The sequence below is a fragment of the Streptomyces sp. NPDC041970 genome (assembly GCF_055588985.1).
Map to the genome: position 1 here is coordinate 75,849 of NZ_JBVJCD010000013.1, position 12,491 is coordinate 88,339.

Sequence of the window (12,491 nt, forward strand, 5' to 3'; positions counted from 1 at the left end):
CGTCCGAGAGAGGCGCCACCTCCACGCAGTCGCCCTGCTGACCGCTTGCGGTGGCCTTGACGAACGGGCCGACGATGGTGGGGGTGGCGCTGCTCATGATTGCTTCCTCTTGTCTTGTTCGCTGCGCATCAGTTCCATGATGTCGGTGATGCGCGTCAGTGAATCGGCCGGGCTCAGCGCGCTGGCCCGGAGGTTGTCGAACGCGTCGGAATACGCGTCGAGCTGTCCGGGCTGGTCCATGAACAGCGTCCCGGTCAGGTTCTCCACGCACGCGATGCTGGGGTCCGTGGGGAAGTCGAACAGCACGAACGAGCTTTGGACGCCCGCGTGCGCGCCCGCCTCGAACGGCAGCACCTGCAACGTGATGTTGCTGCGCTCCGTGAGGCGGGTCAGGTGGGCGAGCTGGTCCAGCATCACCGCGTGGCCGCCGACCACTTGGCGCAGCGCGCCCTCGGTCACGATCGCCCAGATCTTCGGGGGCTGTTCGCCGTCCAGGATGGACTGGCGCTCCATCCGCACCGTGATGAGCGAGTCCACGTGGCCGGGCGGCAGGACCGCCGGTCCGGCCGTGATGATGTGGCGCGTGTAGTCCGGCGTCTGCATCAGACCCGGAACGGTCAGGCCCTGAAACGTCCGGATGCCGGCCGCCGAGCCCTCCAGGGCGATGAAGTCGCTGTACTCGCGCGGCAACGCGTCCTCGTAGGCGATCCACCAGCCACGGGACTTGGCTTCCTTCGCCGCCTCCAGGAACGCGGTGACCTGCTTCTCGTCGGTGACGTTGTACAGGGCCAGGAGCGCCTTGAGATCGGTACGGGAGACGCGGACGTCCCCGCTCTCTATCCGGCTCATCTTGGACTGGGAGAAGCCGAGTTCGGCGCCGACCGCCTCAGCCGTCAGGTTGGCCTTGCGGCGCAGTTGCCGCAGGTCCGAACCCAGGCGGCGACTCCTGATCGTCTGGCCCATCACGCTCCTCGAAAGTGTCGGTGCACAGTTTGCCGCTGCTCCGCCGGGAGCGCCAGCAAGAAACTTTGCATACATGCGAAAGGGTAGTTGCAGACAGGGTGTATGCAGCGCTACGGTGTCCCGGTCGGTCACACAACGTCATTCCATGATGGCGAAGCGTGGCAACACCCGTGGCGCGGTCCGGGCTTCTCCCGCCCGCGCCACATGCCGAGAGGTGCACTCTGGTGGACAGCGAACAGCCGACCTTTACGTTTCCCGCCGTCGAGGAGTCCGTCCGGACGGCTAGAAAATCCGTGCGCGGGGTGATGGCGGGCTGGGGGCTCGCGGACGAACTGGCCGAAACCGCCGAACTCCTCGTCAGCGAACTCGTCACCAACGCCGTCCTGCACGCCGCGGGCGGCCCCTTCTGCCGCGTGACCTGCGCGCGGTCCCCGAGCGCCCTGACCGTGTCCGTCGCCGACCACGGGGGAGGCATCCCCGCCGTCCGGCGCGGTGGCCCGAACGCCACCACGGGCCGAGGGCTGCTCCTGGTGGAGAGCCTGGCCGACGACTGGGGCGTACGCGCACTGCCGTACGGCAAAGCCGTCTACTTCGTCCTCTCCGTGCCGCAGCCGCAGGGCGACGCCCCGGCCGGCCCCCGCGCCCTGGAGGAGCCCCGTGGCGAACGCGTCCCGACCGCCGAGAAGGCAGCCCGCGCCCGGTACGACGCCGGGGCTGCGGGTGCCGCTGGTCCGGGGGGAGCCGGCCGCGTACGTCCTGCTCTTCGGCCCGCACGGGGAGCGGCGCGAGGCGCTCACCACCGCCCAGCTCATGTCGCTCGTCGTGGACGCCGCCGCCGAGCTGGGGTTCGTGCTCTCGGCGCCCCCGCGCGGCTCGTGACGCGCCGACGCGCCACCGCCGCCACCCGCTCACCGTCGAAAGGCTGACGTCCCATGCACCGACCGATGCGGGCCGCCGCGCTCGTGGAAGGCCACCAGGCCGCCCGTGACCTCGCCGAGGCGCTCGCCCTCGCGGGCTTCTCCCTGCCCTCCCTCTACGGCGACATCCCCACCATCACCGACAAGGCGCTCGTCCACCTCGGCGGCGCCTCGGCCGAGGTCGTCCGCGAACTGGCCGCCTGGATCCGCCAACGCGCCTGAGCCGCCCCGGCCGGTCGGAAACCGATCGCGTTCGGCGGAGCCCGCCGTTAGGTTCCCCTCCGGACGCCGGGACTCGCCGGGCGGCCGCAGTGAGAGGGAGCCACGCGATGGGGAACGACGGGATGCGGATCGACCGGCTGGGCGTGCTGCTGGAGCAGTTCGACCAGGCTCGGGAGGCGGCCCAGGTCCGGCTGAGCGGGCTGACCGACGCCGAGTACCTGTGGGAGCCGGTGGCCGGATGCTGGTCGATCCGGCCGCGCGGGGAAGCGACGACCCCTCGGGCGTACGGGCCGGGGGAGTGGGTGATCGACCAGGGGGCGCCGGAGATCCCGGCGAGCGAGTACGCCGAGGTGGCCCGGCAGGCCGCGGGCGGCATGACCGTGGCGAAGATCGCCCAGGACTGGAGCGTGAGCGTCGAGCGGGTCGAGGAGGTCCTGGCCCACACCGGGGAGCCGGAGCCCGACGCCGTGCCGGTCACCACCATCGCCTGGCGCCTCGGCCACCTCCACTCGGGCTTCGCGGGCCAGTGGGAGTGGACCTTCGGCGAGCGCCGGCACGAGCCGAAGCTGCTCGTCGACTTCACCCCCTCCGCCTCCCTGGCGCTGGAGCGGTTCTGGGCGGACGTCGACCGCTGGCGCGAGAGCGTCGCCGCCGTCACCGACGAGCAGCTCGACACGGTCGGCTTCTCGCAGTACCCGTACGGCTCCCACCCCGACGACCTGTTCGTCAGCGTGCTGTCCGGGGCCAACCTCGAACTCATCCACCACATGGCCGAGATCGGGGTGCTCCGCGATCTGTGGCGGGCCCGTCCCACGACGAGCCGGTAGCCGCCCCCGCCGCCGCGACGGCCAGGGCGAGGGCGGCCGCTGTGACCGGGGCCGCGTACCCGGCGACCGTGCCGGCGTGCTCCACCAGCGCGCCGCCCGTCGCCGCGCCGGCCGCCACCCCGCCCAGCAGCGCGGTCACCGCGAGCGTCATGCCCTCGTTCAACTGGGCGGCCGGGGTGGAGCGTTGGACCAGCGTCATACCCGTGACCATCGTGGGGGCCGTCGCCGCCCCCGCCAGCAGCAGGCAGAGCGCCAGGACCGGCAGCGGGGCCTTGCCGGCGGCGGCCAGCAGCGGCAGGGACATCAGCACCGCCATCGCGCCCAGGCAGAGCAGCAGCCTGCGGCGGGTGTTCCGGGCCGGCCGGAGCGAACCGTGCACCAGGCCCGCCGCACACGACCCCGCCGCCTGAAGGGCCAGGATCGCGCCCCCGGCGTGGGCGATGGAGACGACCTCCATCGCCCCGAACACCGCCCCCGTGGCGAGGAAGACCGCCAGCAGCGCGGGCACGCCCGGCGTGCGCAGCGGTGAGGCGACCGCCCGCGCACGCGGGGCCACCGGCGGCTCCGTCGCACGCTGGGCGGCGAAGAGCAGGACGCCGGTCATCAGCAGGACCGCGCCCACCAGGGTTCCCGCCTCCGGGAACAGCACCTCGCACAGCACCGCAGCCAGGACCGGGCCCAGCATGAAGCACAGCTCGTCGGCGGCCTGCTCGAAGGAGTTCGCGGTGTGCAGGGCCGCCGGGTCGCCCCGGTGCAGGTGGGCCCAGCGGGCTCGGGACATCCCCCCGGTGTTGGGCGTGGTGGCGGTGGCGGCGTACGCGGCGAAGAGCGTCCACGCCGGGGCGTCGTACCGCACGCAGAGCAGCAGCGCCAGGGAGCCGAGGACGGCGATCACCGTGGCGGGCACGGCCACGCGCGCCTGCCCGCGGCGGTCCACGAGCCGGGCGGTGAAGGGCGCGACGACCGCCGTCGCGGCCAGCCCGGTCGCGGTGACGGCCCCCGCCAGCGCGTACGACCCTCGGGACCCGGCGATCATGATGACCGCGCTGACGCTGAACATCCCCATCGGCAGCCGGGCGATCAGGTTGCCCGCCGTGAACGCGCGGGCCCCCGGAGTCGCCAGCAGCCGGAGGTACGGGTTGGCCGGCCGCCGGCGCACGCGCTCCGGCGCGACGCGCGGGGCCGCGACCAGGTGGCCGCCGGCGCACGCGAGCAGGGGAGCGGAAGCGGGCGCGCGGTGGGCGCTCGGGACCGGCCGGGCGCGCCCGGCGGCTGGTGAGGAAGGCATACGGCTAGGCTCACCGCCCCGCTCCCGCCCGGTCCAACACTTCTCCCGGCCGATTCACGCGGCCGGGTTGTGAGTGCGGCCCGCGCGGTAGATTCGCGGCGTGCCCGCCCCCGACACGGACCCCCGACTCCTGCGCGCCTTCCTCGCCGTCGCCGAGGAGCTGCACTTCACCCGCGCCGCCGCCCGCCTCTTCGTCGCCCAGCAGGCGCTCAGCCGGGACGTGCGGCGGCTCGAACGCGCCCTCGGCGCCGACCTGTTCGTCCGCACCACCCGACAAGTCGCCCTCACCCCGGACGGCGAGCGCCTGCTGCCGTACGCCCGGCGCGTGCTCGCCGCCCACGCCGAGCTGATCGAGGCGTTCAGCGGCGGCCCCGCCCGGCCGCTGCTCGTCGACCTCAACAGCGACGGGGCGACCCCCTCCCGCATACTGGCGCGGGCGCGCGAGCTGGCCCCGGAGTGCGAGCTGATGGCCCGGTTCGAGTCCGGGCTGACCTGGGCTGCCGCCGAGATCCTGGCCGGCCGGCTCGACGCCTCCTTCGGCCGGGCCGCCGGGCTGGCCGCCGCGGTGCGCGCGGGGCTGCGCGTGCAGCCGGTGCGGTACGAGCCGATGGCCCTCATGCTGCCCGCCTCCCACCCCCTCGCCGGGCGCGAGGCCATCCCCCTGGCCGAGTTGGCCGGGGAGACCGTCTACGCGGGGGCCGGCAACGAGCGGACGCGGGAGTGGACCGACCTCGCCGCCCTGCTGTTCGCGCGGTGGGGCATCGAACTGGCCCCGCCCGTGCCGCTCGCGGTGGGCGCGGCCGAGTTCCAGCGGGTCATGGCGAAGGCGGGCCACCCCGTGCTGGCCGTCACGGGCTTCCCGCCGCTGCCCGGTACGGTGCTGCGCCCGCTCGTCGACCCCGTACCGCTGTCGCCGGTGGCGCTGGTCTGGCGCAGGGGACTGCGGCACCCCGGCGTGACGGCGCTGCGCACCGCGGCGGCCGAACTGGGGGCATCGGAGGGGTGGATGACGCCGCCCGCCGGTTCCTGGCTGCCGGAGGCCGACCGGACGCTGATGCGCGGGGAGCCCTGACCTCCGCCCGCGGACCGGCCGCCGCGCGCTGCCGGTCACCCGCCCCCCTCCCCGGCGGTGCGGGCTCACCGGGGCGCGTCCGGTCCGGTGAGAGCGAGGTTGCCCACCGGTCACCTCACGGCACCGCGACGAAACGCGCGCTCCCTAGCGTCGGAGGCGACACCCCGACCACCGTGGAGGCGCGTGATGAGCGGCCGTTGGATCGAGAGCTGGGAACCGGAGGACGAGACCTTCTGGCGGGAGCGGGGCCGGCGCGTGGCCCGCCGCAACCTGTGGCTCTCCGTGCTCTGCGAGCACATCGGGTTCTCCGTCTGGACGCTGTGGTCGGTGATGGTCCTGTTCATGGGACCGGAGTACGGCGTCGACCCGGCCGGGAAGTTCTTCCTCATCTCCACCGCCACCCTGGTCGGCGCGCTGGTGCGGGTGCCGTACACCTTCGCCGTCGCCCGGTTCGGCGGCCGGGACTGGACGGTCGTCAGCGCGGCGGCCCTGCTGGTCCCCACGCTCGCCGCATGGCTCGTGATGGAGCCCGGCACCCCGTACGCCGTCTTCGTGGCGGTCGCCGCGCTCACCGGGATCGGCGGCGGCAACTTCGCCTCCTCGATGACGAACATCAACGCGTTCTTCCCGCTGCGCGAGAAGGGCTGGGCGCTCGGCGTGAACGCGGGCGGCGGCAACATCGGCGTACCCGTCGTCCAGCTCGTCGGCCTCCTCGTCATCGGCACGCTGGGCGCGGCCCACCCCCGGATCGTGCTCGGCGTGTACCTCCCGCTGATCGTCGTGGCCGCCGTGTGCGCCGCCCGGCACATGGACAACCTCCGGCCCGTCCGCAACGACACCGGGGCCGTGCGGGAGGCGGTCCGCGACCCGCACACCTGGATCATGTCCGCCCTCTACACCGGCACCTTCGGCTCCTTCATCGGCTACAGCTTCGCCTTCGGCCTGGTCCTCCAGACCCAGTTCGGCCGCACCCCGCTCCAGGCCGCCTCGCTCACCTTCGCCGGGCCGCTGCTGGGTTCCCTGGCCCGCCCGGTCGGCGGCCGGCTCGCCGACCGGTACGGCGGCGCGCGGATCACGCTGGCCGCCTTCGCCGCGATGGCCGCCGCCACCGGGCTCGTCATCCGGGCCTCGCAGACCGCCTCGCTGCCCGTCTTCCTCACCGGCTTCACCGCCCTGTTCGTCGTGACGGGGCTCGGCAACGGATCGACGTACAAGATGATCCCCGGCATCTTCCACGCCAGGGCGCTCGCCGCCGGGCTCGACGCGGAGGCGGCCGCCGCCCGCGGACGGCGGCTCTCCGGGGCGGCCATGGGGCTCATCGGGGCCGTCGGCGCGCTCGGCGGCCTCGGCATCAACCTCGCCTTCCGCCAGTCGTTCCAGACCTCCGGCTCCGGGACGGCGGCCTTCTGGTCCTTCCTCGCCTTCTATGCCGTGTGTTCCGCCCTCACCTGGGTGGTGTACCTTCGCCGCCCGGAGCCGGCGGCCGCCCGGACCCCGCTCGACTACGCGAAGGTGTAGCGGGAGGGGGCGGGGCGCGGCGAGCGGCGTAACGGCCGGGAAACACGGGCGGACCGCGCCCGTCACGCGGGACCGGCAGGCTCGGTCCCCCACATCGACGCCCACCAGCGGGACCACAGGAGCCGGAAGACCATGCAGGACGACCACGCAACGCACGGGCCCCTCGCGGGCTTCACGGTCGGGGTGACCGCCGCCCGCCGCGCGGAGGAGCTGGGCGCGCTGCTGACCCGCCGCGGAGCCGCCGTCCAGTACGCCCCCGCCCTGCGGATCGTCCCGCTCGCCGACGACGGCGAACTGCTGGCCGCCACCGAGAAGCTGATCGGCCACGCCCCCGACACCGTGGTCGCCACCACCGCCATCGGCTTCCGCGGCTGGATCGAGGCGGCCGACGGCTGGGGCGTCGGCCCCGTCCTGCTGGAGCGGCTGCGCGCCGTGGAGATCCTGGCCCGAGGACCCAAGGTCAAGGGCGCGATCCGGGCCGCCGGACTGACCGAGACCTGGTCGCCCGCGTCCGAGTCGATGGCCGAAGTCCTCGACCGGCTGCTCGCCGAGGGTGTCGAGGGCCGCCGGGTCGCCCTGCAACTCCACGGCGAACCGCTCCCCGGCTTCGTCGAGTCGCTGCGGGCCGCGGGCGCGGACGTCGTCCTCGTCCCGGTCTACCGCTGGACGCCCCCGCAGGACCTCGCCCCGCTCGACCGGATGGTCGACGCCACCGCCGCCCGCGCCCTGGACGCGGTCACCTTCACCAGCGCCCCGGCCGCCACCTCGTTCCTGGGCCGCGCGGAGGCCCGCGGCCTGCTCCCGGACGTCCTCGACGCCCTGCGCGACGACGTCCTGGCCGCCTGCGTCGGACCGGTCACCGCCCTCCCGCTCCAGGACCGCGGCATCACCACCGTCCAGCCGGAACGCTTCCGGCTCGGACCGCTCGTCCAACTCCTGTGCGCCCGGCTCCCCGCGACCGCCCGCGTCCTGCCCGTCGCCGGCCACCGCGTCCAGATCCGGGGCCACGCGGTCCTCGTCGACGACGAGCCGCGCCCGGTGCCGCCCGCCGGGATGGCCCTGCTGCGGACCCTGGCCCGCCGCCCCGGCTGGGTGGTGGCCCGCGCCGAACTGCTGCGGGCCCTGCCCGGCGGCGGCGCCGACGAGCACGCGGTCGAGACGGCGATGGCCCGGCTGCGCGCCGCGCTCGGCGCGCCCCGGCTGATCCAGACCGTCGTCAAACGCGGCTACCGGCTCGCGCTGGACCCGTCGGCGGACGAGAAGTACGGGGACTGAGGGGCGCGCCCGCCGGGGCGCGGCCGCCGTCGGAGCGGGAAGGCGGCTCGTAGGGGCGGGCGTGACGCGTCCGTACGGAAGCGGCGAGGGCCGGCCATGCGGAGGACCGGGAAGGCGGCCCGTCCGGCCGGAGTCCCGTGCCCGTACGGGAGCGGGGCGCGGCTCGTACGGACCGGAGTGCCGCGCCCGTACCGCGCCGGGGCGCGCCCACCGGGCGGTGGGCCGGGGAGCGGGGGGCCCGTGCGAACCGGGTCGCGGCGCCCGTACGACCGGCGTGCCGTACCCGTACGGAACCGGGGCGCGGCCGTCCTCCGTGCGTGCCGGCGGCGTGGCCGGGGCGGAATCCCCTGGGGCGGGCCGATCGTCCCCGGCTAGCGTGCCCCGAATGAACGACCACCGACACACGCTCGCTCCGGGGGCGACCCTGCGTCCCGCGACGCTCGGGGACGCGCCCTCCTTCGTCCAGGCCCTCACCCGCAACCGCGCGTACATGCGCCGCTGGGAGCCCGTGCGCCCCGAGGCGTACTACACCGTCGAGGGGCAGACCGCCCGGCTCACCGCGCTGCTCGCCGACCGGGACGCCTGGCGGGCCATGCCCTGGGTGGTCGCGGACGACGCGGACCGGGTCATCGGCGCCTTCACGCTCTCCGCGATCGAACGCGGCCCCTACCGCAACGCCCGCCTCGGCTACTGGGTCGACGCCGAACACGCCGGGCGCGGACTGGCCACCGCCGCCGTCGGCGCGGTCTGCGACGCGGCGCGGGACCGCCTCGCCCTGCACCGGGTCGAGGCGGCGACCGTCACCGACAACGCCGCGTCCCAACGGGTGCTCGCCAAGAGCGGGTTCGAGCGGATCGGCACGGCGCCGGGCTATCTCCACATCGACGGCCGCTGGCGCGACCACCACCTCTTCCAGCGCCTCCTGCACGACGACCCGCCGCCCGTCCGACCCGCCGCGGGCCCCGCGCGCCACCGGTGACGGCGACCGCCGCCGTACGGGGGCGGGGCCCGCGCCCGTACGGCGGCAGGGGTTACGGGCGGGCCCCGGCACGGGCACTCTGGGGGTGGCGGTCCACCGGTGACGCCGAGGCGGTGGCAGGCACATGGCGACATGCAGGGGCGCGCAGGTGTGGCGCTTCGACGCGGGCCGGATCTGCCTCGACCTGGTGGCCACCGGCAGTGCGGGCGGAATGCCCGGCGTCCGCGAACAACTGCCGGGGCCCGCGGAGTTGGCTCGGTGGTTGGTCGCCGCGCGGCTCGTCCCGCCGGGTACCGGGCTGACCGGGCTGGACGCCGGATGGGTGGCGCGCTTCCACGAACTGCGGTGCGATATCGCCGCACTGATGGGGGCTCACCTCGGCGGTGCGTTCGCGGAGGCCGCGTTGGAGCGGGTCAACGCCCTGGCCGCCGGGGCGCCGCCGGGGGCCAGGGCGGTGCGCGGAGCCGACGGCGACCTGGTGCGCGTCCTGCGTCCCGCACCCGACTGCGCGGGGCTCCTCGCCGTCGTCGCCCGCGACGCCGTGGACCTGCTCACCGACCCGGCGGCGCGAGCGGCGCTGCGCCGCTGCCAGGGGGACGACTGCCACCGGATCTACCTGGACGCCTCGCGCGGCAGGCGGCGGCGCTGGTGCTCCGGCGAGGTCTGCGGCAACCGCGAACGGGTCGCCCGCCACCGCCGCCGGGCCGCCGGGCCGGGTCCGGGGAGCCCGGCAGGCTGAGGGCGCGGCGCGCCGAGGGGCGCCCCCGACCGCCCGCCGCGCGGCGACGCGCGACCGGGATACGGGCCGCAGGTGCGCTCGGGGCCCCCTTCGCATAGGGTTGACGGCTGCCCAGTGCACGTCAGAAGGGGGCCTCGGTGGCCGCGCAGGATGCCGCTGTCGAATCGCTGCGGGACCGGGAGATCGGTGTCGAGCAGGAACATCTCGACCGTGTTTACCACCGCCTGGAGGAGAAGATCCACGAGGCGGAATTCCTCATGAACGACGCCGTCAAACGCGGCCAGGTCGGCACCCCCGGCGCGCTCGCGGAACGCGACGCCCAGGTGTTCCGGGCCGGAATCCACCTCAACCGGCTGAACAGCGAGTTCGAGGACTTCCTCTTCGGGAGGATCGACCTGCTGCTCGGCAAGGACGGCGAACGCGGCCCGGACGGCGCGTTCACCTCCGTCGAGCCGGCCGACGACGCGGTGCGGGAGGACGGCGCCGCCGACATCGCGGAGACGCTCCACATCGGCCGGATCGGGGTCCTGGACGCCGACTACGCCCCGCTGGTGATCGACTGGCGCGCCCCGGCCGCCGCCCCGTTCTACCGCTCGACCCCCAAGGAGCCGGGCCGCGTGGTGCGCCGCCGGGTCATCCGCTCCAAGGGCCGCAAGGTGCTCGGCGTCGAGGACGACCTGATGCGCCCGGAGCTGACCGCGCTCCTGGACGGCGAGAAGCTGCCGGTGATCGGCGACGGCGCGCTGATGGCGGCCCTGGGCCAGGCCCGCAGCCACACCATGCGGGACATCGTCGCCTCCATCCAGGCCGAGCAGGACCTGGTCATCCGGGCCCCCGCCGCCTCCGTCACCGAGGTCTCGGGCGGCCCCGGCACCGGCAAGACCGCCGTCGCCCTGCACCGGGCGGCGTACCTGCTCTACCAGGACCGGCGCAGGTACGCCGGCGGCATCCTGATCGTCTCCCCGACCCCGCTCCTCGTCGCGTACACCGAGGGCGTGCTGCCCTCGCTCGGCGAGGAGGGCCAGGTCGCGATCCGCGCGATCGGGGAGCTGGCCGACGAGGCGGCGGGCGTCGAGGGCGCGTACGGCCGGAGCGGGAACGGCCCGCGGGGCGACGCGAGCGTGTACGACGAACCGGCCGTGGCCCGCGTCAAGGGCTCCTCCCGGATGCTCCACGTGCTGCGCAAGGCCGCCCGCGGCGCTCTGGAGCAGCCGGGGAGCCGGCCCGCGCCCGGCGGCGCGGACCGGCTGCCCTTCCCGGAGGAGGCCGAGGAGGGCGCGGCGCGCCCCGCGGCCACCCCGACCCGGCTGCGGGTCGTCGCCTTCGGGGCCCGGATCGAGCTGGAGGCCGACGAGCTGCGGCGCATCCGGCACAACGCGCTCGGCGGCACCGCCCCGGTCAACCTGTTGCGCCCGCGCGCCCGCAAGCTGCTGCTCGACGCCCTGTGGAACAAGTCCTCGGGGCGCGGCCGCTACACCGATCCGCAACTGGCCGCCGAGCTGCGCTCGTCGTTCGACGAGGACGTCTCGACCGAGACCCCGTTCCTGGAGTTCCTGGACGCCTGGTGGCCCGAGCTGACCCCGCGCCGGGTGCTGGCCGCGATGGCCGACGAGAAGCGCCTGGCCCGCTGGTCCCGGCGCGTCCTCAACCAGGGCGAGGTGCGCCGCCTGGCCCGTTCCTGGAAGCGGCTCGACGCGGAGGGGCGCGGGCCGGTGTCCGTCCACGACGTGGCGCTGCTGGACGAGCTGCACGCGCTGCTGGGGGCCCCGCACCGGCCGAAGCGCAAGCGCGAGGCGGACCCGCTGGACCACCTCTCCGGCCTGGAGGAGCTGATGCCGCGGCGCGAGGAGACCCAGTGGGAGCGGGCCGAGCGGCTGGCGGCGGAGCGCACCGAGTACGCCCACGTCATCGTCGACGAGGCCCAGGACCTCACCCCGATGCAGTGGCGCATGGTCGGCCGCCGGGGCCGGCACGCCACCTGGACGGTCGTGGGCGACCCGGCCCAGTCCTCCTGGTCCGACCCGGAGGAGGCGGCCGCCGCCCGCGACGAGGCGCTCGGCTCCCGGCCGCGCCGCCGCTTCACCCTCACCGTCAACTACCGCAACCCGGCGGAGATCGCGGAGCTGGCGGCGAAGGTGCTGGCGCTGGCGATGCCCGGCATGGAGTCCCCGGCGGCGGTCCGGTCCACCGGGGTGGCGCCCCGCTTCGAACCGGTCCGCGACGGCGACCTCGCCGCCACGGTCCGCGAGGAGGCGCGGCGGCTGCTCGCGGAGGTGGACGGCACGGTCGGCGTGGTCGTGGCGATGGACCGCCGCGCCCAGGCCCGCGCGTGGCTGGCGGAGCTGGGGGAGCGGGTGGTGGCGCTCGGCAGCCTGGAGGCCAAGGGGCTGGAGTACGACGCCACGGTGGTCGTGTCGCCCGCCGAGATCGCGGACGAGTCGCCGGCCGGGCTGCGGGTGCTGTACGTGGCGCTGACCCGCGCGACGCAGCAGCTCACGGTGGTGTCGGGGGAGCGGGACCTGCCGGACGAGCACGGGGTCCCCGACCTGTTGCGGGACTGACGGGGGCCGCCGACCGGCGTGGCTGATCGGGTGTTTTCCCGGTCGGTCCGTCGCGGGGGGACCGCTTCGCGGGGGTCTTTGTTAGCCTGGAGGTGGCACCGGCCCGATCCAAGCCCCCGGGCCCAACCAT

11 protein-coding genes and 1 pseudogene are annotated in these 12,491 nt (G+C 75.2%); 10 read left to right on the forward strand and 2 right to left on the reverse strand.

Annotated elements, in window-relative coordinates:
* Window positions 1–93: 93 nt before the first annotated feature.
* Window positions 94–963, reverse strand: coding sequence for a helix-turn-helix domain-containing protein (locus ACZ6EJ_RS10055; protein ID WP_469265916.1), 870 nt, complete (start codon window positions 961–963; stop codon window positions 94–96).
* A 224-nt stretch (window positions 964–1,187) separates the two neighbouring features.
* On the opposite strand from ACZ6EJ_RS10055, the pseudogene ACZ6EJ_RS10060 reads away from it, so the two are divergent.
* From ACZ6EJ_RS10060 to ACZ6EJ_RS10075, 4 genes and pseudogenes are all read left to right on the forward strand, one after another.
* Window positions 1,188–1,544: pseudogene (locus ACZ6EJ_RS10060) on the forward strand (ATP-binding protein); the annotation flags it as partial.
* A gap of 76 nt (window positions 1,545–1,620) precedes the next feature.
* Window positions 1,621–1,842 carry a hypothetical protein gene (locus tag ACZ6EJ_RS10065; RefSeq protein ID WP_469265918.1) on the forward strand — a complete coding sequence of 74 codons (222 nt, stop codon included), beginning with the start codon at window positions 1,621–1,623 and terminating at the stop codon, window positions 1,840–1,842.
* 53 nt (window positions 1,843–1,895) lie between these two features.
* Window positions 1,896–2,102, forward strand: a complete 207-nt coding sequence (locus ACZ6EJ_RS10070; protein ID WP_469265919.1) for a hypothetical protein — start codon at window positions 1,896–1,898, stop codon at window positions 2,100–2,102.
* A 107-nt stretch (window positions 2,103–2,209) separates the two neighbouring features.
* The gene (locus tag ACZ6EJ_RS10075) at window positions 2,210–2,929 is read left to right on the forward strand and encodes a DinB family protein (protein WP_469265921.1); all 720 of its coding nucleotides are present in this window, start codon (window positions 2,210–2,212) and stop codon (window positions 2,927–2,929) included.
* Here the strand turns inward: ACZ6EJ_RS10075 and ACZ6EJ_RS10080 are convergent.
* The gene (locus ACZ6EJ_RS10080) at window positions 2,859–4,217 is read right to left on the reverse strand and encodes an MFS transporter (RefSeq protein WP_469265923.1); all 1,359 of its coding nucleotides are present in this window, start codon (window positions 4,215–4,217) and stop codon (window positions 2,859–2,861) included. The two genes, ACZ6EJ_RS10075 and ACZ6EJ_RS10080, sit on opposite strands and share 71 nt — an antisense overlap.
* A 100-nt stretch (window positions 4,218–4,317) precedes the next feature.
* Between ACZ6EJ_RS10080 and ACZ6EJ_RS10085 the strand changes: the two genes are divergently transcribed.
* The 6 genes from ACZ6EJ_RS10085 to ACZ6EJ_RS10110 all read left to right on the forward strand — a co-directional run bounded on the left by ACZ6EJ_RS10085 (window position 4,318) and on the right by ACZ6EJ_RS10110 (window position 12,361).
* Complete coding sequence (locus tag ACZ6EJ_RS10085; RefSeq protein ID WP_469265925.1) at window positions 4,318–5,289, forward strand: LysR family transcriptional regulator; 972 nt, start codon at window positions 4,318–4,320, stop codon at window positions 5,287–5,289.
* A gap of 186 nt (window positions 5,290–5,475) precedes the next feature.
* The gene (locus tag ACZ6EJ_RS10090) at window positions 5,476–6,807 is read left to right on the forward strand and encodes a nitrate/nitrite transporter (RefSeq protein ID WP_469265927.1); all 1,332 of its coding nucleotides are present in this window, start codon (window positions 5,476–5,478) and stop codon (window positions 6,805–6,807) included.
* A 132-nt stretch (window positions 6,808–6,939) separates the two neighbouring features.
* A complete protein-coding gene (locus tag ACZ6EJ_RS10095) occupies window positions 6,940–8,082 on the forward strand; it encodes a uroporphyrinogen-III synthase (protein WP_469265929.1) in 1,143 nt (380 codons plus the stop codon).
* Window positions 8,083–8,467: 385 nt separating this feature from the next.
* Window positions 8,468–9,061: a GNAT family N-acetyltransferase gene (locus ACZ6EJ_RS10100; protein WP_469265931.1), complete on the forward strand. Its 594-nt coding sequence runs from the start codon at window positions 8,468–8,470 to the stop codon at window positions 9,059–9,061.
* Window positions 9,062–9,185: 124 nt separating this feature from the next.
* Entirely contained in the window at window positions 9,186–9,800 is a 615-nt protein-coding gene (locus tag ACZ6EJ_RS10105; RefSeq protein WP_469265933.1) for a CGNR zinc finger domain-containing protein, read from the forward strand.
* Window positions 9,801–9,937: 137 nt separating this feature from the next.
* Complete coding sequence (locus ACZ6EJ_RS10110) at window positions 9,938–12,361, forward strand: HelD family protein (protein WP_469265935.1); 2,424 nt, start codon at window positions 9,938–9,940, stop codon at window positions 12,359–12,361.
* Window positions 12,362–12,491 lie beyond the last annotated feature (130 nt).

What these genes read in the sequence shown, in the direction of transcription:
- ACZ6EJ_RS10055 (WP_469265916.1), bottom strand. Translation starts at nt 963, where the DNA reads ATGGGCCAGACGATCAGGAGTCGCCGCCTGGGTTCGGACCTGCGGCAA.
- ACZ6EJ_RS10070 (WP_469265919.1), top strand. Translation starts at nt 1,896, where the DNA reads ATGCACCGACCGATGCGGGCCGCCGCGCTCGTGGAAGGCCACCAGGCC.
- ACZ6EJ_RS10075 (WP_469265921.1), top strand. Translation starts at nt 2,210, where the DNA reads ATGGGGAACGACGGGATGCGGATCGACCGGCTGGGCGTGCTGCTGGAG.
- ACZ6EJ_RS10080 (WP_469265923.1), bottom strand. Translation starts at nt 4,217, where the DNA reads ATGCCTTCCTCACCAGCCGCCGGGCGCGCCCGGCCGGTCCCGAGCGCC.
- ACZ6EJ_RS10090 (WP_469265927.1), top strand. Translation starts at nt 5,476, where the DNA reads ATGAGCGGCCGTTGGATCGAGAGCTGGGAACCGGAGGACGAGACCTTC.
- ACZ6EJ_RS10095 (WP_469265929.1), top strand. Translation starts at nt 6,940, where the DNA reads ATGCAGGACGACCACGCAACGCACGGGCCCCTCGCGGGCTTCACGGTC.
- ACZ6EJ_RS10100 (WP_469265931.1), top strand. Translation starts at nt 8,468, where the DNA reads ATGAACGACCACCGACACACGCTCGCTCCGGGGGCGACCCTGCGTCCC.
- ACZ6EJ_RS10105 (WP_469265933.1), top strand. Translation starts at nt 9,186, where the DNA reads ATGGCGACATGCAGGGGCGCGCAGGTGTGGCGCTTCGACGCGGGCCGG.